We start from the raw sequence: 24,218 nt of genomic DNA on the forward strand, positions 1-24,218 counted from the left end.
GCGAGGGGACGGCTGTGGAGCTGATCGGGCGCGAGGACCGACTACGGCTGCTGGACGGTCTGCTGACGGACGCCCGGCAGCAACGGGGGAGCGCCGCCGTGATCACCGGCAGCCCGGGCACCGGCAAGAGCGCGGTGCTGCGCGCCTTCGCCGACCGGGCCGCCGGCGCCGGCGCCACGGTGCTGAGCGCGTGCGCGACCGAGGCCGAGTCGGACCTGCCGCTCGGCGTGGTGGGCCAACTCCTCAGCGGCACCGCCGGGACGGGCCCCGCGCCCGGCGGAGCCGGCGACGGGTACGCGAGCCGGCCCGAGGCGCTGTACGAGGCGCTGCGCGCGCTCGGCGCCCGGCGGCCCCTGGTCGTGACCGTGGACGACGTCCACCACACGGACGAGCCGTCCGCCCGCTGCCTGCTCTACCTGTGCGGGCGACTGGCCGCCACCGGCGTCCTGCTGGTGCTGGCCGGACGGCCTCGGACGGCGCCCTCGCTGCCACTGGCCGAGGTGCTGCGGCACCCGCGCTGCGTGCCCGTGCCCCTGCGCACCCTGTCCGAGGACGAGGTCGCCGAGTTCCTGCGCGCGGACCCGGCGGGCGCCGTCGACGCGGCGGCGGCCCGGCGGCCGGCCGCCGACTGGCACCGCTTCACGGGCGGCAACCCGCGGCTGCTGCACGGGCTGCTGGCGGACCACCGGGACTGCGGACCGGTGCGTCCGGCCCGGCCCGTAGCCGGCACCGCCTTCCGGCGTGCCGTCGTCGGCTGCCTGCGCGGCGCGGAAACCCCCGTGACACAGACCGCCAAGGCCCTGGCCGTGCTCGCGGACCAGGGGACCCTGACGCTGCTCGCCCGGTTCCTGGGCGTGCCCGAACGGGCCGTGGTCCCGCGGCTGGCCGCGCTCGAGGCGACCGGACTGCTCGACGCGGGCCGCCTGCGCCATCAGGGGGTGACCGCCGCCGTACTGGAGTCGCTGACCGCCGAGGAGAGCGCCCGGCTGCACGCCCGCGCGGCCCGCGTGCTCTACGACCGCGGCGCCGAACCGCCCGTCGTGGCCGGCCACCTCGTCGCCGCCGAAGCCGCCCGGACCGCCGACGGCGGCGCCGGCGACACCCCGGCATGGGCCGTGCCGGTGCTGGCGGAGGCGGCACGGCACGCGATGCCGGCCGGGCAGGCGCGCCGCGCCGCCGAGTTCCTGCGCACCGCCCACCGCCTGCACGACGGCGGGCGGCGCCCCGACGGCATGCTGACCGCGCTCGCCCGGGCCGAGTGGGAGAGCGATCCGGCGTCCGTCATCCGCCATCTGCCCGCCCTGGAGCGGGACCTCGCCGGACGCCGCCCGGACGACGGGCGGTGGGCCGAGGCGGCGGCCCTGCTGCTGTGGCACGGCCGGTACGAGACGGTGGCCCGGGGCGCGGCCGACGCCGGGGACGGGCCGCGGGCCCGGGAAGTGAGGACCGCGCTCGGCCACCTGTGCCCGGGTGCGGGCCTGCGGAGCGCGGCACCCGAACCCGACGCCGTGGAACGGGTGCTGGAGTCGGTCGTCCACGCCCTCGCGCCACCGCCCTCCGTACCCGCCCTGCTCGTCGCCCTGTTGTACGCCGGTGAGACGGAGCGGGCCGCGCGGTGGTGCGAACTGACCGCCGGTGCGCAGCCGGCCGGCACCACCGCGGCCCGGCAGGCCGTCGCGGCGGCCGCGGCCGCCGTGCTGCACGTCCGCACGGGCTCGTACGACACCGGCGCGGCGCACGCGGCACGGGCGCTGGCCCTGATGTCGCCCGCGGCCTGGGGAGTGGCCGTGGGCATGCCGCTGGCGGCGGCCGTGCGGGCGGCGACCGCACGGCAGGAGCACGAGGAGGCGGCCCGGCTGCTGCGCGTACCGGTGCCGGACACCCTGTTCCGTACCCGGGCCGGGCTGCACTACCTGCTGGCCAGGGGCGGTCATCTGCTGGCCGCCGGACGGGCGCGGACCGCGCTCGCCGACTTCCACGCCTGCCGCGACCTGCTGGCCGACTGGGGTGAGCCGGCGCGGGACGGACCGGACTGGCGGACCCCCGCCGACGAGGCGCTGCGCCGCCTGGGCGACACCCCGGACGGCGACCCGGCCGGCGTACTCACCCGGGCCGAGCGGCGCGTGGCGATGCTCGCCGCGGCCGGCTGCACCAACCGGGCCATCGCCGCCCGGCTGTACGTCACGCCCAGCACCGTCGAGCAGCACCTGACGCACGTCTACCGCAAGCTGCGCGTGACCTCGCGGGGCGACCTGGCGCGGTTGCCCGGTGTCCACCCCGCCGGGACGGCCGGCACCGCTCCCTGAAACCGCTCAGCGGGCGGCGGTGCGCAGACCCCGTTGGTTCTTGCGGCCCAGCAAGCCGGCCGACACGAGATCGGCGAGGGCGTCGGAGGGCTCGTGCTCCGGCGTCTCGAAGTGGTCGAACAGCCGGTGCTGGATGGCGAGGGAGACGTCCAGGCCGATGGTGTCCAGCAGCGCGAACGGGCCCATGGGGTAACCGAACCCGCGCTCCACGGCGGCGTCGGTGCGCTCGACGACGCGGTCGTCCGCGCCGGGACGGTCCAGCAGCGCCAGGGCCGCTCCCAGGTAGGGGAAGAGCAGGCTGTTGACGATGAAGCCGGTGCGGTCGGGGCACTCCACCACGGTCTTGCCCAGCCCGCGGCAGAAGGCGCGGGCGGTGGCGAGCGCGCCGGGGTCCGTGCCGGGCGCGTGCGCCAGCTCGACCAGCCGCATCACCGGCGCCGGGTTGAAGAAGTGCAGGCCGACGACGTCGGCGGGCCGGCCGGACGCCTCGGCGCAGGCGGCCACGGACAGGCTGGACGTCGTGGTCGTCAACACGGTGCCGGGAGCGCAGGCCTCGCCCAGCGCCGCGAACATCGCCCGCTTGACGTCCGGGTCCTCGGCGACCGCCTCGATCACCAGGTCGCAGTCGGCGAACGCGTCGGACCCGGTGGCGGTGACGAGCCGGTCCAGGGCCGCCTCCCTCGCGGCCGGGGCGACCTTGCCGCGGCGTACTGCCCGGGTGAGCGAGCCGGCGACGGACTCCAGCGCGGCGTCCGCCTTCGCCGCGCTCCGGGCCACCAGGACGGTGGGGTGACCGGCGAGGGCGGTGACCTCGGCGATGCCCCGGGCCATGGCACCCGATCCGAGGACGCCGACCCGGCGTACCGGCCGGGCGCCGGTCTCGTCCGGCACGTCGCCCCGCTCGCGGACGAGGGCGCCGGTCTCGTCGTAGGTGTAGAAGCCGCCGCCGCTCTTGCGGCCCAGACGCCCGGCCGCGACCATCCGGCTGAGCAGCGCCGCCGGTTCGAAGGCGGTGTCGCCCGTGCGTCGCCACAGGTCCGTCAGGGCCGCGTGCGCGGTGTCGAGTCCGATCCGGTCCAGCGTCTCCAGCGGTCCCGCCGGCAGGCCGCAGCCCAGACGCATCGCGGTGTCGACGTCCTCGTGGGAGGCGTAGCCCTCGGAGCACAGGACGACCGCGCGGTTCAGCAGTCCGAGGACCAGGGCGCCCGCGTCGGCGGCGGGTCCCGCGCCGACCTCGACCTCGGTCAGTCCCGCCGAGGCCACCAGCTCGCGCACCGCGGAGGTGGCCTGCGCCGAGGTCAGACACGTCGGCACCGGCTCGGCGGGGCCGCCCGGGGCGGGCGGGGTGAACAGGCGCAGCCCGGCGAGGTCGGCGGGGCGCCCGCAGGCGATGCCCAGCCGGGCCACGGACAGGGCCGCCGTGGTGGTCAGCAGCGGGGTGCCGGGCGGGCAGACCTCGGCGACGCGGCGCAGCACCCCGGTCTTGACGGCCCGGTCCTCGGGGACGGCCTCGACGGCCAGGCGGACGCCGTCGAGCCGCGTCAGGTCGTCCGTGAGAACCGGATCGGGTGTCCCTTCGGGGGCGGGCGAGGCCTTCGCACGGGTGCCGACCCGGGCGAGCGCGTCGAGGTCGGTGTCCACACCGACGACGGGGTGGCCCGCCGCGCGCAGCAGGAGCAACAGCGCCTCACCCACGGAGCCGAGGCCGACGACGCCGATCGGTGCGGTGGGGGTGTGCGGGGTCTGCTGGGTCATGGGGTCGGAGCCTGCCCTTCGCGGAAGCGGTTGATGGCGCCGATGTGCCGGGCGCGCAGGTCGTGGTCGGTGACACCGAGGCCCTCCTCGGGCGCCAGGCACAGCACGCCGACCTTGCCCTGGTGGAGGTTGCGGTGGACGTCGTACGCCGCCTGGCCGGTCTCCTCCAGCGGGTACACCTTGGACAGCGTCGGGTGGATCCTGCCCTTGGCGACGAGCCGGTTGGCCTCCCACGCCTCGCGGTAGTTGGCGAAGTGGGAGCCCACGATCCGCTTCAGCGACATCCACAGGTAGCGGTTGTCGTACTCGTGCCGGAAGCCGGAGGTCGAGGCGCAGGTGACGATCGTGCCGCCCTTGCGGGTGACGTAGACGGAGGCGCCGAAGGTCTCGCGGCCCGGGTGCTCGAAGACGATGTCCACGTCCTCGCCGCCGGTCAGCTCGCGGATGCGCTTGCCGAACCGCTTCCACTCCTTCGGATCCTGGGTGTGCTCGTCCTTCCAGAACCGGTAGTCCTCGGCGCTGCGGTCGATGACCGCCTGGGCGCCCATCGCCCGGCAGATGTCCGCCTTCTGCTCGCTGGAGACGACGCAGACCGGGTTGGCGCCGCCGGCCAGCGCCAACTGCGTGGCGTAGGAGCCGAGTCCGCCGCTCGCGCCCCAGATGAGCACGTTGTCGCCCTGCTTCATCTGGGCGCCGTTGCGGGACACCAGCTGGCGGTACGCGGTGGAGTTGACCAGCCCCGGCGCCGCGGCCTCCTCCCACGTCAGGTGGGCGGGCTTGGGCATCAGCTGGTTGGACTTGACCAGGGCGAGCTCCGCCAGTCCGCCGAAGTTCGTCTCGAAGCCCCAGATGCGCTGCTCGGGGTCGAGCATCGTGTCGTCGTGCCCGTCGGCCGACTCCAGCTCCACCGACAGGCAGTGCGCCACCACCCGGTCGCCCGGCCGCCACCGGTTCACTCCCGGTCCGGTGCGCAGCACCACCCCGGCCAGGTCCGAGCCGAGAACGTGGTACGGCAGGTCGTGGCGGGCGGTGTGCGGCGACAGCCGGGCGTAGCGCTCCAGGAAGCCGAACGTCGGCAGCGGCTCGAAGATCGACGACCAGACGGTGTTGTAGTTCACCGACGACGCCATCACCGCGACCAGCGCCTCGCCGGGGCCCGGCAGCGGCACCGGCACCCGCTGGACGTGCAGCGACTTGCGGGGGTCCTTGTCCTTGGAGGTCATGCCCTCGAACATCGCCACGTCCTCGCGGCGCACGACGGCGCCCCGGTACGACTCCGGCAGCCGCAGCCCGCCGAAGTCCTCCGACGAGGCGTCACCGCGGGCAACGGCATTGATGATCTCGTCCACGTGAGTTCCCGGTCCTCTCGCCACGGCTGCGCAACGGCACGTCGGACAGCAGCGTGGAACACCGGGGCGGTCCCCCGACACCCCAGTCCACCCCCGGTTTTCCGCCGGGCCCGGTTCAGGGGGGAGGTCAGGGGCGGCCTGGGGTCCCGCCGGCGCGCATGCTGGTCGTTCGGATCGAGGGAGCGAAGTGCCCCTCACTGAGGGCGAGTTGTCACTCGTAATCCGCCAGGACGCGCGTGCCGAGGGGCCTCTGATCTACCCCCTGCCGCGGTGCGTGCGCCGGGTAGGCCGGTGCGTCAGAGAGGGATGACGCGTACGTGGTCGCCGCAGAGCCCGGCCATGTCGTCGCTGTCGGAGGTCGGGACGGTGACCGGTTTCGGCTGGCGCAGGGCGACCTCGGCGAGTGCGAGCCATGTCGGTGCGGGAGTGGGTGACTTCCACGATGGTGTTCGCCCCGATCACCAGGTCGGCTCCCATGCCGTGGAGTCAGGGGGCGACCTTCTGGGGTGACGGGCCGCCGGCGAGTCGCGCGACCATCGTGTCGTAGCGGCGTACGAGGGCCTCCTGGGAGCGGCTCAGTTCGTCGATGCGCCGTTGCAGGCGGGCGATCTCCCCGCCCAGCTCCAGCGCCTCCGACAGGGTCGTGGGCCCGCCCCCGGGGAGCAGGTGGGGCGGTGCGGACAGGTCGGGGGCGTGGTTGAGGACCGCCTCCATCCGGGCCCGCAGCGCCGGCCCCGGCTCGATGCCGAGCGCCTCCACCAGCCGCCGGCGGGCCCGCTCGTAGACCCCGAGGGCCTCGGCCTGGCGGCCACTGCGGTACAGGGCGACCATCAGCAGGTCGTAGAACCGCTCGCGCAGCGGGTGGTCGATGGTCAGCTTCTCCAGTTCCCCGGTGATCTGGCCGTGCTGGGCGCAGCACAGGCTCGCCTCGTACAGCGACTCCAGCGCCGTCAGCCGGTGTTCCTCCAGCCGGTCCGCCTCGCTCGTGCACAGGGGGCCGAGCCGGCTGTCCTGGAGGGCGGGACCGCGCCACAGGGACAGCGCGCGCCGCAGCAGCCGGACCGCGTACCCCGGGTCGGCCGACACCGCCGCCCGGCCCAGGGCGGACAGCCGTTGGAAGCGCTGGACGTCGGTGGTGGCGGGGCCCAGGCTCAGCAGGTAACCGGTCGGCAGGGTGCTGATCCACTCGTGACCGTCCTGGCCCTCACCCGTCTCGGGCAGCAGCCGGCGCAGCCGCGCCACATGGGCCTGCAGGGCGTTCGGGGCGTTCGTCGGCGGCCGGTCGCCCCAGAGCTCCTCGGTGAGCCGGTCGACGGACAGGAGGCGGTCGGCGTGCAGGACGAGCGCCGACAGGAGGGCCCGTTGCTTGGAACCCGAGGGCACGATCTCCGCGCCCGTCGCGCCGTCGTGCAGCTCGACCGGTCCCAGCAGCCGGAACTCCCTCTCCCCGCCGGCCTCGGGCGCCGGTGGCCGGTGGCCGGTGGCCGTTCCACCCCGCGCGATCGGCGGGGCACCGTCCGGTGGGCGTTCCATGAGGGCTCCCTTGTCGGTCGGTCGGCGGGCCGGCGAAACGGCCGGTCCGTGGACCGGTGCGCCGGCGGGCCGGTGGTGGCCGGGCCGGCCGGCCCGGGAACCGGAGGGACATGATCCGGTCTGGTGGCGGTCGGAGGGCACAGTGATGGGCTCTTCGGACGGTAGCCGTCGCGCGACGGCTCCGGCGGGGTCCGCGAGCCCCGCTCCAGTGGTCGTACAAGCGTTCTTGAGCAGGGCCTCGACAGGGCGGAAGTCGGCCTGTGGAGAGTCACTCGAACGCCACTGGAGATACCGGGGGACACGGCCCGGGCGGGGCTAGCTTGCTCCACGGCCGACGGCTTTGAGCCACCGAGGGGCCTCGACCATTCCGACCGGTACGGGGAGGAAATCGTGGAGATACAGGTTCTGGGTCCGTTGCGCGCCGACGTCAACGGGGTCTCGATCGTTCCGACCGCGGGCAAGCCGAGGCAGATCCTCGCCCTGCTCGCCTTCTATCCGGGCCGGGTGATGCCCGTGCCCACGCTCATGGAGGAGATCTGGGGCACGAACATGCCGCAGAGCGCCATGACGACCATGCAGACGTACATACTCCAGCTGCGCCGCCGGCTCGGCACCGCGATGGGGCCCGACGCCCCCGGCCGGGCCAAGGAGGTGCTCGCCACCCGGCACGGCGGCTACCTGCTCCAGGTCCCGCCTCAGAGCGTCGACGTGCACCGCTACGAGCAACTGGTGACGGCCGGCCAGGCCGCCTTCGAGGAGGCCAGGGACGAAGAGGCCGCGGACCTGCTCCGCGACGCGCTGGCGCTCTGGCAGGGCCCTGCCCTGGTCGACGTCCGGGTGGGGCCGATCCTGGAGATCGAGGTCATGCGGCTGGAGGAGAGCCGCCTGGGCACCGTCGAGCGGCGCATAGACGTCGACCTCAGGCTCGGCCGGCACGCCGAACTCATCGCCGAGCTCACCGACCTGGTCGCCCGTCATCCGCAGCACGAGGGGCTGCACTCGCAGGCGATGGTCGCGCTGTACCGCTCCGGACGGCAGGCCACGGCGCTGGACGTCTACCGCCGGCTGCGCGGCCGGCTGATCGAGGAACTGGGCGTGGAGCCGTCGCCGCAGCTTCAGCGGCTGCACCAGGCGATGCTCACCGTCGACCCGGCCCTCGACGTGGTGTGCGGACCGCGCCGCACCTCCACCTTCAACCTGTACGCCGCCTGAGGCCGACCGCGCCCCCCGGCCTGAAAGGCCCGACTGGCCCGACTGGCCCGACTGGCCTGACAGGCCCGGCAGGCCCGGGTGCCCGCGGCCGCTGGGCGGGCGTGGCCGCCGAGGTCCCCGGACCAGTGCACCCCGCGAAGGAGGGACGGTTCATGTCCGACGCACCGCCGGTGCCGCTGCACTGCTTCGCGCACGCCGGCGCCGGGGTCTCCGTCTTCCACGGCTGGAGCGCCGGCCTGGGGGACGGCGCCCTGCCCGTGCCCCATCTGCTGCCGGGCCGCGACCGCCGGCGGCGCGAGCCCCGGGCGACCGGACGCGACGCGCTGCTGGCCGACCTGCTCGACGGCTTCCGCTCACCCGCCGGCCCCTACGTGCTCTACGGCCACAGCCTGGGCGCGCTGGTCGCCTACACCCTCGCCCGGGCGCTGCACGAGGCCGGCCTGCCCACCCCGGCGCTGCTCGCCGTGGGCGCCTGCCCGCCCCCCGACGCCGCCTCCGTGCTCTCCGACGCCTGCCGGGAATCCCCGCAGCGCCTGCGGGACCTGCTCGACACCGTCGGCGCCGGCCCCAGGGACGCGGTCCCCGGCGGCCTGTGGCAGCGCAAGGTGCTGCCGGTGCTGCGCGACGACCTGGTCCTCGCCGACGCCCTGCGCGGCGCCGCCCGGCAGCCGGTGGCCGGTCACCCCTTCCGGGTGCCGCTGCTGGTCGTCGCGGGTGCGGACGACCCGCTGGCACCGCCCTCGGCGATGGCCGGCTGGCACCGCTGGACGGCAGGACGGGTGGTCACCCGCACCCTGCCGGGAGACCACTTCTTCGTACGGGGGCATCCACTGCCCCGGCTGCTCGGGCGGACCTGCCGTGTCGTACGCCGACTGGCGGCGGGGCCCGCACCGTCGACCACCCAAGGACGAGCGTGAGGGACAGCCGATGAGACGAGTCGCCATCACCGGGATCGGGGTGGTCGCGCCCGGTGGCGTGGGCACCGCCGCGTTCTGGTCGCTGCTGACCGACGGACGCACCGCCACCCGGCCCATCACCCTTTTCGACGCCTCGGCGTTCCGGTCACGGATCGCGGCCGAGGCCGACTTCGACCCCGCCCGGCACGGCTTCACCGCCGAGGAGGCCCGACGCCTGGACCGGGCCGCCCAGTTCGGGCTGGTCGCCGCCCGGGAGGCGGTCGCCGACAGCGGCCTGGACACCGCCGCGGCGGCGGAACGCACCGGCGTCGTGCTGGGCAGCGCCGTCGGCTGCAGCACCGGCCTGGACGAGATCTACGCGTACGTCAGCGAGCACGGCGCCGACTGGCGACTGGACCACACCCGGGCCGAGGCACGGCTCGGCGACTACCTGGTGCCCAGCTCCCTGGCCGCCGAGGTCGCCCGGGACGCCGGCGCGCTGGGACCGGTCTCCGTCGTCTCCACCGGCTGCACGTCGGGCCTGGACGCGCTCGGCCACGCCGTCGGCCTCATCCGCGAGGGCAGCGCCGACGTGATGGTCGCCGGCGCCTCCGAGGCGCCGATCACCCCGATCACCCTGGCCTCCTTCGACGCCATCCGCGCCACCTCGGCCCGCAACGACGAGCCCGCGACCGCCTCGCGCCCCTTCGACCGCACCCGCAACGGCTTCGTCCTCGGCGAGGGCTGCGCCATGCTCGTCCTCGAGGAGTACGGACACGCGCTGCGGCGCGGCGCGCCCGTGTACGCCGAGATCGCCGGGTTCGCCGGCCGCTCCAACGCCTACCACATGACCGGACTGCGCCTGGACGGCGCCGAGATGGCGGAGGCCATCCGTATCGCGCTGCTGGAGGCACGGGTGAACCCCGAGGACGTCGACTACGTCAACGCCCACGGCTCCGGCACCAAGCAGAACGACAAGCACGAGACCGCCGCCTTCAAACGCGCTCTGGGCGAACACGCCCGCGAGGTCCCGGTCAGCTCCATCAAGTCGATGATCGGCCACTCGCTCGGCGCGATCGGCTCCCTGGAGATCGCCGCCTGCGCCCTGGCCATCAAGCACGACACCGTGCCGCCCACCGCCAACCTGCACGAGCCCGACCCGGACTGCGACCTCGACTACACGCCGCTGACCGCCCGGGAACAGCGCACCGACACCGTGCTCAGCGTCGGCAGCGGCTTCGGCGGCTTCCAGAGCGCGATGGTCCTCACCGGCGGCCGGCCGGAGGTGGCCGCATGACCGCCGTCGCCGGACAGGAGAGAGGGCTGATCGGTGCCCGCGACGTGACGGCCGCCGTCACCGGCGTCGGTGTCGTGGCGCCCGGCGGCGTCGGCACCGAGGCCTGGTGGGACTCCGTGCTGCGCGGCCACAACGCCATCGGCCCCGTCACCCGCTTCGACGCCTCCGGCTGTCCCGCCCGGCTGGCCGGCGAGGTCCGCGGCTTCGCCGACGAGGAACACGTCTCCGGACGGCTGCTGCCGCAGACCGACCGCGTCACCCGGCTCGCGCTCGCCGCCGCCGCCGAGGCGCTCGACACGGCCGCGCTGGACCCCGCCCGGCTGCCCGACTACGCCGTCGGCGTGGTCACCGCCAACGCGGCCGGCGGGTTCGAGTTCGGCCAGCGGGAGCTCCAGGCCCTGTGGAGCCGGGGCAGCCGGCACGTCGGCGCCTACCAGTCGTTCGCCTGGTTCTACGCGGCCAACTCCGGCCAGATCTCCATCCGGCACGGACTGCGCGGACCCAGCGGCGTGGTCGTGTCCGAACAGGCCGGCGGCCTCGACGCCGTCGCCCAGGCACGCCGCCAGCTGCGCCGGGGCGTCCAGGCCGTGGTGACCGGCGGCGCCGACTCCACCCTGTGCCCCTGGGGCTGGACCGCCCACCTGGCCGCCGGCGGCATGAGCACCGCCGAGGACCCCGGCCGGGCGTACCTGCCGTTCGACGCCGAGGCGCGCGGCCACGTCGTGGGTGAGGGCGGCGCGCTGTTCGTCGTCGAGGACGGCGACGCCGCGCGCGCCCGGGGTGCCGACGTCCTCGGCCTCGTCGCGGGCTGCGCGTCCACCTTCGACCCCGCCCCCGGCACCGGCCGCCCCCGGCTGCTCGCCGCCGCCGAACTCGCCCTGGCCGACGCCGGAATCACCGCTGCCGAGGTGGACGTCGTGTTCGCCGACGCGGCGGGTGAACGGGCCGCCGACCGGGCCGAGGCGCAGGCGCTGACCACCCTGTTCGGGCCGTTCGGCGTGCCCGTCACCGCGCCCAAGTCGATGACCGGGCGGCTGCTGTCGGGCGGCTCGGCGGTGGACCTGGCGGCGGCCCTGCTCGCCCTGCGCGACCAGGTGATCCCGCCGACCGTCGGCACGGACCGCGTCGCCGACGACTGCCCGGTGGACCTGGTGACCGGCCGGGCCCGCCCCGCCCGGCTGCGCACCGCGCTGGTCCTGGCCCGCGGCCGGGGCGGCTTCAACGCCGCGACGGTCGTACGGGCCGCCGGCTGACGACGACACCCCGGGCCGGGCGACGGCGCCCGTCGCCCGGACAACCCACGGACCCAAGGAAGAAGAGGCACATCGTGGACCGGCTGGAGCTCACCGAACTCACCGCCCTGCTGCGCGCGTGCGCCGGCGAGGGAGAAGGCATCGACCTGAACGGCGACGTCCTCGACACGCCGTTCCTCGACCTGGGCTACGACTCGCTCGCCCTGCTCCAGGTCACCGGCATCATCGAGCGCGACCACGACGTCACGCTCGACGAGGAGGCGCTGGACGAGGCGGAGACGCCGCGCCAGTACCTCGACCTCGTCAACAAGGCCCTGTCCGCGCGCACCGCCGCCTGAAGGAGGACCACCTCATGACCTCGCCGGGCGTGCCCGAGATGAGCCGCGTCGACACACCGCGCGTCGACGTCTGCGTGGTCGGCGCGGGGCCCGCCGGGCTGGCGCTCACCCTGATGCTGCTGCGTTCCGGCGTCGAAGTGGCCCTGGTGGAACGCTCCACCGGCCTGCGCCGCGACTTCCACGGCGAGATCCTCCAGCCCGGCGGACAGCGCGTCCTGGACGAACTCGGAGTGCTGTCCGCCGCCCGGGCCCGGGGCGCCCGCGAACTGGCGGGCTTCCAGGTCCTCCAGGACGAGCGGATGCTGCTCGACATCGACTACCGGCGGCTGCCGGCGCCGTACGACTGCCTGCTCGCGCTGCCCCAGCGCCACCTGCTGGACGAACTCCTCGCCGCCTGCCGGTCCCTGCCCGGACTGACCTTCCTGGAGGGGCACCGCGTCTCCGGGCTGGTGCGCGAGGGCGAGCGGATCGCGGGCGTGGTGGCGCACCGGCGCGACGGCGGCACCACCACCGTGCGGGCCGGGGTCGTGGTCGGCGCCGACGGACGCCACTCCCGCACCCGGATGCTGGCCGGCATCGACGCGGGCCGCCGCGAGGCGTTCGACCAGGACGTGGCCTGGTTCGCGCTGCCCGCGCCGGGACGCGCCACCGGCGCGGTACGGGTGCACCGCACCGGGACCGGCGCCCTGCTCGTGCACGACACCCACCCGGACCGGCTGCGCGTCGGCTGGACCCTGCCGCACCGCACCTGGAACCGGGTCGCGGCCCGCGGCATCCAGGACGTCCGCCGCGAACTGGCGGACGCCCTGCCCCCCTTCGCGGACCTGATCCACGAACATCTGCGCTCGCTCTCGGACCTCACCCTGCTGGACGTGTTCGCCGCGCAGGCCGGCCGGTGGGTGGACGACGGGCTGCTGCTGGTCGGCGACAGCGCCCACACCCACGGGCCGATCGGCGCACAGGGCATCAACCTCGCCCTTCAGGACGCGGCCGCCGCGCACCCCGTCCTGCTCGACGCCGTGGGCGCGGGCGACGCGAGCCGGGACCGGCTGCTGCCCTACGAGCGACGGCGCAGGCCCGCGGCGGCCACCGTGCACCGGATCCAGCGGATCCAGGCCAAGGCGCTGCTGGGCCGCAGCGGCCCGGTCGCCACCCGGCTGCGCTCCCGGGCCGCCTCCGTCGTCACCCGCTCCCGGATCGGCGAGCGGATCACCCACCGCATCGCCTACGGCCCCGACCCGGTCACCGTACGCACGGACCTGTTCGGCACGCCTGCGTCCGCGCCCGCGTCCGCGCCGGCACCCGCGTCCGCGCCGTCACCCGCGTCCGTGTCAGGCGTCGACGAGGGGAGCCGCGGATGAGCGCGCCGGCCGGTCCCGGGCGGCTGGTCGAGGTCGCCGACGGGGTGCACGCCCACATCCAGCCGGACGGCGGGTGGTGCCTCAGCAACGCCGGGCTGCTCACCGACGCAGGCGAATCCGTCCTCGTGGACACCGCCGCGACCCGGGCCCGGGCCCTGCGGCTGCGCGAGGCGGTGCTGCGGATCGAGCCGCGCCCGCCGCACCTGCTGGTCAGCACCCACTTCCACGGTGACCACACCTTCGGCAATCACCTCTTCCCCGAGGCACTGGTCGTCGCCCACGAACGGGCCCGGGACGACGTCACCGCGGCCGGGCTGCACCTGACCGGTCTGTGGCCCGACGTGTGCTGGGGCGACCCGGAGGTGGTGGCGCCGCAGCTGACCTACCGCGACCGGATGACCGTGCACGCGGGCTCGCTGCGCGCCGAACTGCTGCACCCCGGACCCGCGCACACGACCGGGGACACCGTCGTCTGGCTGCCCGAGCGGCGGGTGCTGTTCACCGGCGACCTCGTCATGGCCGGGGTGACACCGTTCTGCCCGATGGGATCGGTCGCCGGGTCGATCGAGGCGCTGCGCACCCTGCGGGCCCTCGGCGCGCGCACCGTCGTCCCCGGCCACGGCCCGGTGGGCGGTCCGGAGCTGTTCGACGTCAACGAGGAGTACCTGCGCCGCCTCCAGCGGCTGGCCGCCGACGGCCTGGCCGCCGGGCTGGACCCGCTGGAGACCGCCCGCGAGGCGGGGCCCGGCCCGTACGCCGACCTGCTCGACGCCGAACGGCTGGTGCCCAACCTGCACCGTGCCTTCCACGAGGCCCTGGGCGGCCGGCCCGGCGACCCGCTGGACATCCCCGCGCTGTTCGCCGAGATGACCCGCTACCACGGAGGGCTCCCGGTCTGCCGCGCCTGAACCGCGCCGGCCCGGGAGCCGTCTCACCGCGCGGCGCGGGGCGGCTCAGAAGGACAGATGGTCGGGGACGGCCCGGCGCTCACGCGTGAGCAGCCCGCCGTCCTGGATCACCAGCAGGTCCTCCACCACGCTGCTCGGTCCGATGGCCGGCACCGGGTTCCAGGGCCGGGTGACGGCCACCAGCGTGTAGTACCGCGTGTGCAGCGCCCCGTCCGGGCGGACCGAGACCCGCAGCATGTTGTACCAGTGCCGCCTGCGCACCTCCTCCGAGCGGAACCGCCGTTCGTGGGCGGCCACCAGCGCCGCCGCGATCGCCGCGCGCCCGTGGGCGGCCGGAACCGAGGGCGAGGGCGCGAAGACGCCGTCCTCGGTGAACGTCGCCGCGAACTCCTCCGCCCGCAGCTCGTCCAGCAACGCGACCTGGTCCGCGTAGAACTGCTGCACGCGCGTGTACAGGGCGGTCTCGTCGGTGGCGAGCTCTTTCCCGATGGTCTGCACCGTCATGTCGTCAGCCCCCTTCAGGCCAGGTCGTCCCGGGTGACCACACGTCGCCGGGTCTGCCACTCGCCGCCGTCGCGGACCAGCTCGTCCTCCATGACGCACACCCGCAGCAGCTCGGAGGCGCCGCCCCGGGGGGTGACGTACACCAGGGCGTAGCAGCGGGTGAGCAGCGTCCCGTCCGCACCGGGACGCACGTCGAGCATGCCGATCCAGTGCCGGTGCTGTTCGCCGCTGTCCTCCTGCCGGCGCCTGTTGCGCAGCACGTTGGCCACCAGACCCGCCCGGCCGCGCACCGGCGCGTCCAGGGTCGGCACGCCGAAGACGGCGTCCTCGGTGAACGTCGCGGCCCAGCCGTCGGCGTCGTGCAGGTCGAACAGCTGCATCTGGTGCGCGTAGAACCGCTGCACCCCCGCGTACAGGTCGCCGAACCCCGTCTGCCCGGCGAGGTCTTCGATGCGGTCGAGCGTCTCGGTGATCATGCGGACCAGCCTTTCGTTCCGTCGGATGCGCCCACTGTCCGCCGTCCGGATCGAGCATTCTTCGAACCTTCCTCAAGCGGTCCGGCAGAACGTGGGTAGCGCCCCCCGAGACCCGCTGGAGGACAAGCCGTGCCGAACCTCGCCCACCCCGACATGACGGTGGACGGCCTGCTGCGCTCGGCCGCCGTCCGTGACCCAGAGGGGCTCGCCGTACGCACCGAACACGGTGCCTGGACCTTCGGCGAACTGGACGCGTTGGCGGACCGGATCGCCGCGTTCGTGCGGCGCGAGACCGGGCGGCGCCCGGGGGCGCGGGTGGGCGTCGCCTCCGTGCTCGACCCGGTGTTCGCCGCCGCCTACCACGGTGTCGCGCGCGGCGGCGCCACGGTCGTCCTGATCAACCCGCTGATCGGCGACGACGGGCTGCGGCACGTCACCGCCGCCGCCGGCGTCGAACTCGCCCTGGTGCCCTCGGCCACCGCCGCACGGCTGGCCCGGCTGCGCGGCGCCCTGCCCGCCCTGGAGACCGTCGTGGTGACCGACCCCGCCGACGACGGGGTACCGGCCGGCTGCCTGCCGCTGGGCACCGTCCTGGACGGCCCGGCCGAGCCCGCCCTCGGGCGCCCGGGCGGCGCGGACCCGGACGCGGTCGCCTGCGTGCAGTTCACCACCGGCACCACCGGCCTCCCCAAGGGCGTCCTGCTCACCCACCGCAACCTGGTCGCCAACGCCCGGCAGACCGCCCTCGCACACGGCCTCGGACCCGGCTCGGTCACCGTCAACCACCTGCCGCTCTACCACGTCATGCACCTCAACAGCGCACTGGACGCGGGCGCCTGCCAGGTCCTGTGCCAGGACCCCGACCCGGTGACGTCACTGGCCGTCGCCGCCGGCACCGGCGCCACCCACTACTACGGGCTGCCCGCCCGCCTGCACCGGCTCGCCGCCGACGAGCGGCTGCCCCGCACCGCCCCCGCCGCCCGCGGCGGCACCCGGCTCACCGCCGTCCTGTCCGGCGGCTCGGCGCTGCTGCCCGAGGCCGCGCGCACTCTCGGCGACCTGCTCGGCGTCCCGGTCGTGCAGGGCTACGGCATGGCCGAACTGTCCCCGCTCACCCACTGTCAGCGGCCCGGCAGCCCCCACCGGCCCGGCACCGTCGGCACGCCCGTGCCCGGGACCGAGTGCCGGCTGGTGGACCTCGCCACCCGCCGCCCGGTCGAGCCCGGCTCCCTCGGGGAGGTGCAGGTCACCGGGCCGCAGCTGATGGCCGGCTACCTGGGCGAGCAGGCCGGCTCCCACCTCGGCCCGGACGGCTGGTTCAGCACCGGGGACATCGGCTCGGTCGACGACGACGGCGCGCTGCGGCTGGTGGACCGGGTCGACGACATCTTCAAGTACGACAACGAGATCGTCTCGCCCGGCCGCGTCGAGCGGGTCCTCGCCCGGGACCCGCGGGTCGCCGACTGCGTCGTCGCGGGCCTGCGCGACCCCGAGCACGGCCGGGCGGCCTGGGCCGGCGTCGTCCTGCGCGAGGAGCCGGGCGCGCGGGCCGCGGACGACGAGGTTCTGCGCCGGGTCGTCGCACGCGCCAACGAACAGCTCGCGCCCTTCGAACACATCCGGGCCGCCGAAGTCCTGTCCGCCGTACCGCGCACCCCCACCGGCAAACCGGCCCGCGGCCGTGTGCGCCAGACGCTCGCCGAGCGGGCCGCCTTCCGCAGCCGGCCCGCACTCCGCCCCTTCGACCTCCTCCAGGAGCAGACCATGGTGACCTTCGTCAACAAACTGACCGTGCACGGCGACCTCGACACCTTCCTCGCCGTCAAGCACAAGCTCACCGCCTACATGGCCGCCCAGCCCGGCTACGTCAGCCACCAGGTCATGCGGCACGCCTGGCACTCCAACGTCTACCTGGAGCTGGCCGTCTGGGAGGACGCCGACGCGCACCAGAAGGCCGTGCGCAGCGACGAGTTCCAGTCACTGGTCAAGCAGCTCGGCCCGCTCGCCAGCCCCGAGCCCGGGCTGTTCGAGACGGTGGAGGCGAGCGCCTGATGGCCGCCCTCGGGCAGCCCCGGGCCGTCGTCGTGGGCGCCGGCCCCGTCGGCCTGACCGCCGCTCACGAACTCGCCCGCAGAGGCGTCGCGGTGCGCCTGATCGACGCCGCCGACGGACCCGCGCGCACCAGCCGGGCCGTGGCCGCGCACCCGCGCACCCTGGAGACGTTCGCGCAGATGGGCATCGCCGACGCCGTGGTCGCGCGGGGCCGCCGGAACCGGGCCTTCACCATGTTCGCCCGCGGCCGCCGTCTGGTGCGCCTGGAGGCGGACTACTCCACGATGCCGACCTCCCACCCGTACTCGCTGATCGTCGCCCAGACGGACACCGAGGACGAACTGCGCCGGGCCGTGGCCCGGCACGGCGTCGACGTCGAGTGGGGCACCCGCCTGACCGCGTTCGAGCAGGACGACGACCGGGTGGTGCTGCGGCTGTCCCGCGACGGCATCGAAGAGGTCGTCGAGACCTCGTGGCTGGTCGGCTGCGACGGCGGGCACAGCACGGTGCGCAAGCTGCTCGGACTGGAACTGCTCGGGGAGACCAGCGAGACCTGGATGCTCGCCGACGCGCCCGTCGACATCGCCCTGCCGCCCGACACCATCTACTGGGCCCACACCGGCAGCCAGGCGATGATGATGGTGCCCTACGCCCGGGACGGGTACTGGCGGCTGCTCGACACCGCCCCCGGCCCCGGGGCCGCCGACGACGTCGCCGCGCGGTTCGGCGCCAAGCTGTCGGCCGGACTCGGACGCACGGCACGGGTGGGCGAACCGGAGTGGACCTCCGTCTTCACCTTCCAGCAGCGGATGGTCCGGCGGATGCAGCAGGGCCGGGTCTTCGTCGCCGGAGACGCCGCCCACGTGCACAGCCCCGCCTCCGGCCAGGGCATGAACACCGGCATCCAGGAGGCGTACAACCTGGCCTGGAAGCTGGCCCAGGTCGAGCAGGGGCACGCCGGACGGGAACTGCTGGAGAGCTACAGCGAGGAACGGGTGCCCATCGGCGAGGCCCTGCTCGGCTCCACCCGCACCGCCACCGTCCTCGTCCAGCTCAAGAACCTGCTGGCGTCCGTCGCGCTGCCCGTCGTCTTCACCGTCGTCCGCAACGTGCCGCCACTGCGGCGGGCCATCCAGCGCAAGGTCCTGGGCGGCATGTCCGGGCTGCGCATCGGCTACCTCCGGTCCTCACTGACCAGCCCCGACCCGCACCCGCACCTCTCCGGCGCCGGGCCCGCGCCCGGTGAGCGGGTCACGGCCGCGCGGGTCCACGACTCGGGCGTGACCGGCTTCCACGCCCTGCACGAGGAACTGCGCGACCCCCGCTGGTCGCTGCTGCTGGCCGCCGGGGGCACCGGTCCCGGCGACGGGCCCACCGGCGTGGCCGTCACCGCCGCCGTGCAGTACGGCGAGTGGCTGTCCGTCCGGACCCTGGGCGGCGGCCCCACCGAGGGCCCCGCCCCGCTCGCCGACCCGGACTCCGCGCTGCGCCGGGCGCTCGGCCTGGCGGCCGGCTGCTGGGTGCTGGTACGCCCGGACGGCTACGTCGCCGCGCGCGGCCGCACCCTGACCCGCACCGCGCTGGAGCGGTCACTGGCCCCGCTGCGGCCGGCCACCCGGCTCGCCGGGCAGCCGCCGCGCGAGCCGGACGTCGTACGCCCCTCACCCGTTCCCCGCACGAAGGAGGACCGAACGTGACCGCACAGCCCCCCGTCGCCCTCGTCACCGGCGGCACCAGCGGCATCGGACTGGCCGTGGCCCGTGAACTGGGCCGCGCGGGACACCGCGTCTTCCTGTGCGCGCGCACCGACATCGACGTCGAACAGACCGTCGAGGAGCTGCGGGCCGAGGGCCTGGAGGTGGACGGCAGGGCCGCCGACGTACGCTCCCGCACCTCGGTGGCCGACCTGGTGCGCGCCGCGGTGCAGACGTACGGGCCCGTCACGGTCCTCGTCAACAACGCCGGACGCAGCGGCGGCGGCGTCACCGCCGACCTCACCGACGACCTCTGGTACGACGTCATCGACACCAACCTCAACAGCGTGTTCCTGGTGACCCGCGAGGTACTGAAGAACGGCGGCCTGGCCGACGCCGCACACGGACGGATCGTCAACATCGCGTCCACCGCCGGCAAGCAGGGTGTCCTGCTCGGCGCCCCCTACAGCGCCTCCAAGCACGGTGTGGTCGGCTTCACCAAGGCGCTGGGCCGCGAACTCGCCCCCACGGGCGTCACCGTCAACGCGGTCTGTCCGGGCTACGTCGAGACGCCGATGGCGTCCCGCGTACGGCAGGGGTACGCCGCCGCCTGGGACACCACCGAGGACGCGGTCCAGGAGCGGTTCGAGGCGAAGATCCCCCTCGGCCGCTACTCCACGCCGCAGGAGGTCGCCGCACTCGTGGCCTACCTGGCCTCCGGGCCGGCCGCGTCCATCACCGCGCAGGCGCTCAACGTCTGCGGCGGACTGGGCAATTTCTGAAACAACGTCAGGGAAGAGGTGTGTGGTGACGAGTGAGCGCGTGCACAGGACGTCGCACTCGACCGAGGTGGACGCACCGGCCGGGATCGTCTACGGACTGATCGCGGACGCCGTGCGGTGGCCGCTGTTCTTTCCACCGAACGTCCACGTGGAGCGGCTGGAGACGGACGGCACCAACGAGCGGCTGCGGATGTGGGCGACGGCCAACGGCCAGGTGCGGTCCTGGATCTCACAGCGGGTGCAGGACCCGGCGACCCGGCGGGTGGAGTTCCGCCAGTCGCACCCGCAGGCGCCGGTGGAGACGATGCACGGAACCTGGGCGATCGAGGAGCTGCCGGGCGGCACCACGCTGCTGACCCTGCTGCACGACTTCACCGTGTACGGCGACCGGGCGCGGGACGTGGACTGGGTGGAGCGGGCCGTCGAGACCAACTCCCGCGCCGAGCTGGCCAGCCTGAGGCAACTCGCCGAACGCTGGCGGCGCTTCGACACCCTGGTCCTGTCCTTCGAGGACTCGGTCCGCGTGGACGCTCCCGCCGAACCGGTCTACGACTTCCTCTACCGGGTCGGCGACTGGCCCCGGCTGATCCCCCACGTGTCCCGGCTGGAGCTCACGGAGGACGCCCCCGGCGTCCAGGTCATGGCGATGGACACGCTCACCGCGGACGGCGCCGCGCACACCACGGAGTCCGTGCGGATCTGCTTCCCGCACGCCGGCCGCATCGTCTACAAGCAGACGGCCACACCCGCGCTGATGGAGGCGCACACCGGTGAGTGGTCCGTGGTGTCCGACGGCAGCGGGACGACCGCCGTGGCGCAGCACAGCGTGGTGCTGCGCGAGGACGCCGTCGAACGCGTCCTGGGCCCGGGCGCGGACCTCGCGCAGGCCCGCCGGTACGTGCGCGAGGCACTCGGCCGCAACTCCACGAACACCCTCGAACTGGCCCGGGAACACGCCGAGTCCGCGGTGCGGTCCGGGTGAACGGCCGGTGCGCCCGGGGTCCATCGCGGCTCCGGGCGCACTCCAGCGCCGGCCTGGACAGTCGGCATCGGGAGCTCTCGACGGACCCCCGGCGGGGCCACCCCGACGACAGGACGGTGAGCGATGAGCACGGACGCCAGGGCCAGGACGGCGGCCTACCTCTCCAGGTTCTTCCCGGTCCACGACCTCGGGGACGACGACGACATCTTCGAGCTGGGCTACGTCAGTTCCCTGTTCGCGATGCAGCTGGTCGCCTTCGTGGAGCGCGAGTTCGGCGTCACGGTCGAGGACGAGGACATGGATCTGGAGCACTTCCGCACCCTCCGCGCGCTCGACGCCTTCGTCGCACGGAAGCAGTCCGCGCGCGCGGGAGTCTGACGACCCGCCCCGGGGCCGGGCCCCGTGGTGGTCCGGCCGGGCTCCGGCACCGCTCCACCGCCGCTGTGGCCGCTCACGAGGCGGCGCCGTCAACGTGGCGTCCGGGCGTGCGAGAGGGCCGTCAGGGGACAAAGGAGCTGATCACCGCGCCATGACCGGCATAGCGGAGACCGCACCCGCACCCGCACCCGGACCCGGCGGCCCGCCGGGCCGCTGGGAGGCGGACGCACGCGCGCGTGCGGCACGGCTGGAAGCCCTGCTCGGCGACCCGTACGACCCGGCCAACCCGCACGGACTGCGTGCCCTGTTCGCGGCCGACGACCGGCGCACCCCGCCACCCGAGACCGAGGCCCTGCTCGACGAGGAGGGCTGGGCCGCCGAGTTCGTGCCCGTCGCGTACGGCGGCCGGCTCACCCGGGCCGACCTGCTCGCCCGGGCCCTGCGCCCGGTCTTCCGGCGGGACGTCGCCCTGGGCTTCGGCCACGGCATCACCTCGATGTTCGCGACCGGCGCCGTCTGGGCGGCCGGCGGCGAACGCCAGCGGCACGAGCTGGCCGAACTGCTGCTGGCCGGCGGACGCGCCACGATCCTGCACCACGAGCTCGCCCACGCCAACGCCATCCTGCGGGACGAGTTCACCGCCCGCCCGGCGCCCGGCGGCGGTCACCTCCTGCACGGCCGCAAGGACGTCGTCATCAACGCCGCGCGCGCGAACGCCCACGTCGTCTACGCCCGCACCGACGCCGCACGGGGACCGCGCAGCCACTCCGTGTTCCTCCTCGACCCCGCGCAGGCCGGCCCCGGCACGACACGTCACCTGCCGCGGGTGGAGACCTCGGGCATGCGCGGAGCCCTCTTCAGCGGCCTGGAGTTCGACGGCCGTGCGGTGCCCGGCGACGCGCTCGTCGGCGGCCCGGGGGACGGCGTCGCCCTGGCCCTGCGCACCTTCCAGGTCAACCGCAGCGTGATCTGCGGCGTCGTCACCGCCGCCGCCGACACCGTCCTGCACTCCGCGGTCCGGGCCGCCACCACCGGGCGCAGCGGTCCCGTCGCCCGCCGCTGGCACAAAGCCCTCACCGGCGTCTTCGCCGACCTGCTGGCCTGCGACGCCATGGCCACCGTCGCGCTGCGCGCGCTCGGCCTGCTGCCCGGCCGGGCCCACGTCTTCGCCGCGGCCGTCAAGTACGTCGTCCCCGACCTGCTGCGGGAGAACCTGGAGGAGCTGGCCGCGGTGCTGGGCGGCCGGGGCTACGACCTCGACAGCCCGGAGTACGGAGCCCTCGGCAAGCTGGTCCGGGACCTGCCGGTCGCCGGACTCGGCCACGCCGGCACCGCCTCCTGCCAGGCCGTGATCGTCCCGCAGCTCAGGACGCTGGCGGAGTCCGCCTGGTTCGCCGAGGAGGAGCCGCCGCCCGAACTGTTCCGCTCGGGCGCCGACCTGCCCGCCCTGGACTACCGGGCGCTGGGCATCGCGGGCGGCGGCGACTTCATGGCCGCGTCCCTGGCCGGCTCGGCCGCCCGCCTCGCCGCGAGCCGCCGGGTCGGCGGCCAGATCGGCGCGCTCGCCGAACTCGCCGAGGCGTTCGTCGCCGAACTGCGCGCACTGCGGGAAACCTGCCGGACGCTGCCGCCCTACGGCAGCCGGGCGCTCGCCGACCCCGCCGTGTGCGTGCTGAGCGACCGCTACAGCCTGCTCGTCAGCGCCGCCGCGGTCCTCGGCGTCTGGGAGGGCCAGGACGGCACGGACCCGTTCCTCGCCGACGCGGCCTGGGCCGTGCTGGCGCTGTCCCGGATCGGCGCCCGGCTCGGCGTCCCGGTGCCCGACCTGCCCGACGGCTGCACGCGGCAGGTGCTCGACGAACTGATACGCCGCTACCGGTCCGGCCTCGCCTGTGACCTGGACGCCACCGTCCTGGCCCAGTGACCCCCTCCGGCACCGCCGCCGGCCCGGCGGCGGTGCCCGCGGAGACGGCACGCACCGCACTCCCGAGCGCCCGACCCATGGAAAGGGTGGACCGACGTGAACCCCCTGGCAGACGAAGTGAGCCCCCCGACACACGAAGTGGACCGCCCGACAGACACCCCCATGACAGACACCCCCATGACAGACACCCCCCTGGCACACACCCCCCTGGCACACACCGGCCCCGCCGGCACCGACCGCATCAGCGAGCCGATCCACGTCGGCGGCCCCGACGGCCCGTGGCAGGCCGTGCGCGAGGGCATGCGGCTGCGGGGCAACGCCGTGGTGTTCACCACCTGGGGCGAGTGGCTCGGCACCGCCGTCACCGATCCGGGCCTGCGTCCGCTCCTGGGCCGGGACTGGCAGCGCTACCGGCGCACCGAGGACCCGCTCATCCGCTACCGGTTCGTCACCTCGCGCCTGGTCACCAAGTTCACAGCCGCCGCCGCCCTGGGCGTACGGGCCACCGACCTCAACCTGGCGTACAAGATCGGCGGCCGGCCCTATCTGCGCGGGCTCGACCAGGTCGACATCAGTCTCACCCACACCGACGACCTGATCGCGGTGGGCGTGAGCCGCAACGGCAGGATCGGCGTGGACGCCGAACCCGCCGACCGCGCCATGTCGTTCGACCTGCTGCACAGCCATGTCTGCAGCCCCGCCGAACGCGCCGAACTGGAACTGCTGCCGCAGGCGCGGCGGTCGGCCGCCCTGCTGCGGCTGTGGACCCTGAAGGAGGCGTACACCAAGGCCATCGGGCAGGGACTGCGGCTCGGCTTCACCGAGTTCGGGTTCGGCGCCGACGGAGCGGGGCTGCTGACCCCCGGGGGCCGGCCCGCCTCCCGCGGCGAATGGGCCTTCAGCACGCACCGGGTGCTCGACCGCTACCTCCTGAGCGCCGCCTGCCACGACGCCGGCCTCGACGCCTCCCGCGACACCGCCGCCCGCACCATGCTCGACGAGGGGTTCATGGGAGCCGTCGCCGACCTGCTCGCCCCCGAACCGCCGGTCGGGGCGGCAGCCGGGACGGAGACCTGACCCGTGAGAGGGCACACGTCGGGGCGCCGGCCCCGTCCAGCGCCGTGTCAGCGCCGTGTCGGGGCCGTGTCGGAGCCCGCGCGCATACTCGTCGGGCGTTCGCACAGAGGGGAGGGAGGGGCCTTCGAGCCGCACGCCGAG

The 24,218-nt window shown here is 75.0% G+C and carries 20 protein-coding genes and 1 pseudogene; 15 read left to right on the top strand and 6 right to left on the bottom strand.

Features of this window, described 5'->3' with window-relative positions:
• The first annotated feature begins 14 nt into the window (after positions 1–14).
• The gene (locus QC283_RS12685; protein ID WP_279561568.1) at positions 15–2,306 is read left to right on the top strand and encodes a LuxR family transcriptional regulator; all 2,292 of its coding nucleotides are present in this window, start codon (positions 15–17) and stop codon (positions 2,304–2,306) included.
• A 6-nt stretch (positions 2,307–2,312) separates the two neighbouring features.
• Here the strand turns inward: QC283_RS12685 and QC283_RS12690 are convergent, their stop codons facing one another.
• The 4 genes and pseudogenes from QC283_RS12690 to QC283_RS12705 all read right to left on the bottom strand — a co-directional run bounded on the left by QC283_RS12690 (position 2,313) and on the right by QC283_RS12705 (position 6,943).
• Entirely contained in the window at positions 2,313–4,061 is a 1,749-nt protein-coding gene (locus tag QC283_RS12690) for a 3-hydroxyacyl-CoA dehydrogenase family protein (protein WP_279561569.1), read from the bottom strand.
• A complete protein-coding gene (gene ccrA / locus QC283_RS12695; protein ID WP_279561570.1) occupies positions 4,058–5,410 on the bottom strand; it encodes a crotonyl-CoA carboxylase/reductase in 1,353 nt (450 codons plus the stop codon). The genes QC283_RS12690 and ccrA overlap by 4 nt, the downstream gene beginning before the upstream one ends.
• A gap of 296 nt (positions 5,411–5,706) precedes the next feature.
• Positions 5,707–5,887: pseudogene (locus QC283_RS12700) on the bottom strand (hypothetical protein).
• 9 nt (positions 5,888–5,896) lie between these two features.
• Positions 5,897–6,943, bottom strand: coding sequence for an AfsR/SARP family transcriptional regulator (locus QC283_RS12705; RefSeq protein WP_279561571.1), 1,047 nt, complete (start codon positions 6,941–6,943; stop codon positions 5,897–5,899).
• 390 nt (positions 6,944–7,333) lie between these two features.
• On the opposite strand from QC283_RS12705, the gene QC283_RS12710 reads away from it, so the two are divergent.
• The 7 genes from QC283_RS12710 to QC283_RS12740 all read left to right on the top strand — a co-directional run bounded on the left by QC283_RS12710 (position 7,334) and on the right by QC283_RS12740 (position 14,208).
• Complete coding sequence (locus QC283_RS12710; protein WP_279561572.1) at positions 7,334–8,155, top strand: AfsR/SARP family transcriptional regulator; 822 nt, start codon at positions 7,334–7,336, stop codon at positions 8,153–8,155.
• Between the two features lie 152 nt (positions 8,156–8,307).
• The gene (locus QC283_RS12715; RefSeq protein WP_279561573.1) at positions 8,308–9,072 is read left to right on the top strand and encodes a thioesterase II family protein; all 765 of its coding nucleotides are present in this window, start codon (positions 8,308–8,310) and stop codon (positions 9,070–9,072) included.
• Positions 9,073–9,082: 10 nt separating this feature from the next.
• Positions 9,083–10,348, top strand: coding sequence for a beta-ketoacyl-[acyl-carrier-protein] synthase family protein (locus QC283_RS12720; protein WP_279561574.1), 1,266 nt, complete (start codon positions 9,083–9,085; stop codon positions 10,346–10,348).
• Positions 10,345–11,601: a ketosynthase chain-length factor gene (locus tag QC283_RS12725; protein ID WP_279561575.1), complete on the top strand. Its 1,257-nt coding sequence runs from the start codon at positions 10,345–10,347 to the stop codon at positions 11,599–11,601. The genes QC283_RS12720 and QC283_RS12725 overlap by 4 nt, the downstream gene beginning before the upstream one ends.
• Positions 11,602–11,675: 74 nt before the next feature.
• Entirely contained in the window at positions 11,676–11,939 is a 264-nt protein-coding gene (locus QC283_RS12730) for an acyl carrier protein (protein ID WP_279561576.1), read from the top strand.
• A gap of 14 nt (positions 11,940–11,953) precedes the next feature.
• Entirely contained in the window at positions 11,954–13,300 is a 1,347-nt protein-coding gene (locus QC283_RS12735) for an FAD-dependent monooxygenase (RefSeq protein ID WP_279561577.1), read from the top strand.
• Positions 13,297–14,208: an MBL fold metallo-hydrolase gene (locus QC283_RS12740; RefSeq protein WP_279561578.1), complete on the top strand. Its 912-nt coding sequence runs from the start codon at positions 13,297–13,299 to the stop codon at positions 14,206–14,208. Before QC283_RS12735 ends, QC283_RS12740 begins: the two co-directional genes overlap by 4 nt.
• A gap of 45 nt (positions 14,209–14,253) precedes the next feature.
• Here QC283_RS12740 and QC283_RS12745 read toward each other — a convergent pair whose 3' ends face one another.
• Both QC283_RS12745 and QC283_RS12750 read right to left on the bottom strand, forming a co-directional pair.
• Entirely contained in the window at positions 14,254–14,712 is a 459-nt protein-coding gene (locus tag QC283_RS12745; RefSeq protein WP_279561579.1) for a nuclear transport factor 2 family protein, read from the bottom strand.
• A gap of 14 nt (positions 14,713–14,726) precedes the next feature.
• Positions 14,727–15,188: a nuclear transport factor 2 family protein gene (locus tag QC283_RS12750; protein WP_279561580.1), complete on the bottom strand. Its 462-nt coding sequence runs from the start codon at positions 15,186–15,188 to the stop codon at positions 14,727–14,729.
• A gap of 129 nt (positions 15,189–15,317) precedes the next feature.
• Here QC283_RS12750 and QC283_RS12755 point away from each other — a divergent pair, with 129 nt between their 5' ends.
• From QC283_RS12755 to QC283_RS12785, 7 genes are all read left to right on the top strand, one after another.
• The gene (locus QC283_RS12755; RefSeq protein ID WP_279561581.1) at positions 15,318–17,240 is read left to right on the top strand and encodes an AMP-binding protein; all 1,923 of its coding nucleotides are present in this window, start codon (positions 15,318–15,320) and stop codon (positions 17,238–17,240) included.
• On the top strand, positions 17,240–18,937 hold the full coding sequence (locus QC283_RS12760) for an FAD-dependent oxidoreductase (RefSeq protein ID WP_279561582.1): 1,698 nt from the start codon (positions 17,240–17,242) through the stop codon (positions 18,935–18,937). The genes QC283_RS12755 and QC283_RS12760 overlap by 1 nt, the downstream gene beginning before the upstream one ends.
• Positions 18,934–19,716 carry a 3-oxoacyl-ACP reductase FabG gene (fabG, locus tag QC283_RS12765; protein WP_279561584.1) on the top strand — a complete coding sequence of 261 codons (783 nt, stop codon included), beginning with the start codon at positions 18,934–18,936 and terminating at the stop codon, positions 19,714–19,716. The genes QC283_RS12760 and fabG overlap by 4 nt, the downstream gene beginning before the upstream one ends.
• A 25-nt stretch (positions 19,717–19,741) precedes the next feature.
• Positions 19,742–20,698, top strand: a complete 957-nt coding sequence (locus tag QC283_RS12770) for an aromatase/cyclase (RefSeq protein WP_279561585.1) — start codon at positions 19,742–19,744, stop codon at positions 20,696–20,698.
• Between the two features lie 123 nt (positions 20,699–20,821).
• Positions 20,822–21,076, top strand: coding sequence for an acyl carrier protein (locus QC283_RS12775; protein WP_279561586.1), 255 nt, complete (start codon positions 20,822–20,824; stop codon positions 21,074–21,076).
• A 151-nt stretch (positions 21,077–21,227) separates the two neighbouring features.
• Positions 21,228–23,000: an acyl-CoA dehydrogenase gene (locus QC283_RS12780; protein WP_279561587.1), complete on the top strand. Its 1,773-nt coding sequence runs from the start codon at positions 21,228–21,230 to the stop codon at positions 22,998–23,000.
• A 177-nt stretch (positions 23,001–23,177) separates the two neighbouring features.
• Positions 23,178–24,077, top strand: coding sequence for a 4'-phosphopantetheinyl transferase superfamily protein (locus QC283_RS12785; RefSeq protein ID WP_279561588.1), 900 nt, complete (start codon positions 23,178–23,180; stop codon positions 24,075–24,077).
• Positions 24,078–24,218 lie beyond the last annotated feature (141 nt).

Origin of the sequence: Streptomyces sp. DH41 (genome assembly GCF_029813785.1) — a bacterium.
In the GTDB taxonomy this organism is placed as follows: domain Bacteria; phylum Actinomycetota; class Actinomycetes; order Streptomycetales; family Streptomycetaceae; genus Streptomyces.

Coding starts and splice junctions, on each gene's coding strand:
- QC283_RS12690 (WP_279561569.1), bottom strand. CDS start 4,061: ATGACCCAGCAGACCCCGCACACCCCCACCGCACCGATCGGCGTCGTC.
- QC283_RS12705 (WP_279561571.1), bottom strand. CDS start 6,943: ATGGAACGCCCACCGGACGGTGCCCCGCCGATCGCGCGGGGTGGAACG.
- QC283_RS12715 (WP_279561573.1), top strand. CDS start 8,308: ATGTCCGACGCACCGCCGGTGCCGCTGCACTGCTTCGCGCACGCCGGC.
- QC283_RS12720 (WP_279561574.1), top strand. CDS start 9,083: ATGAGACGAGTCGCCATCACCGGGATCGGGGTGGTCGCGCCCGGTGGC.
- QC283_RS12725 (WP_279561575.1), top strand. CDS start 10,345: ATGACCGCCGTCGCCGGACAGGAGAGAGGGCTGATCGGTGCCCGCGAC.
- QC283_RS12735 (WP_279561577.1), top strand. CDS start 11,954: ATGACCTCGCCGGGCGTGCCCGAGATGAGCCGCGTCGACACACCGCGC.
- QC283_RS12740 (WP_279561578.1), top strand. CDS start 13,297: ATGAGCGCGCCGGCCGGTCCCGGGCGGCTGGTCGAGGTCGCCGACGGG.
- QC283_RS12745 (WP_279561579.1), bottom strand. CDS start 14,712: ATGACGGTGCAGACCATCGGGAAAGAGCTCGCCACCGACGAGACCGCC.
- QC283_RS12750 (WP_279561580.1), bottom strand. CDS start 15,188: ATGATCACCGAGACGCTCGACCGCATCGAAGACCTCGCCGGGCAGACG.
- QC283_RS12760 (WP_279561582.1), top strand. CDS start 17,240: ATGGCCGCCCTCGGGCAGCCCCGGGCCGTCGTCGTGGGCGCCGGCCCC.
- QC283_RS12775 (WP_279561586.1), top strand. CDS start 20,822: ATGAGCACGGACGCCAGGGCCAGGACGGCGGCCTACCTCTCCAGGTTC.
- QC283_RS12780 (WP_279561587.1), top strand. CDS start 21,228: ATGACCGGCATAGCGGAGACCGCACCCGCACCCGCACCCGGACCCGGC.
- QC283_RS12785 (WP_279561588.1), top strand. CDS start 23,178: ATGACAGACACCCCCCTGGCACACACCCCCCTGGCACACACCGGCCCC.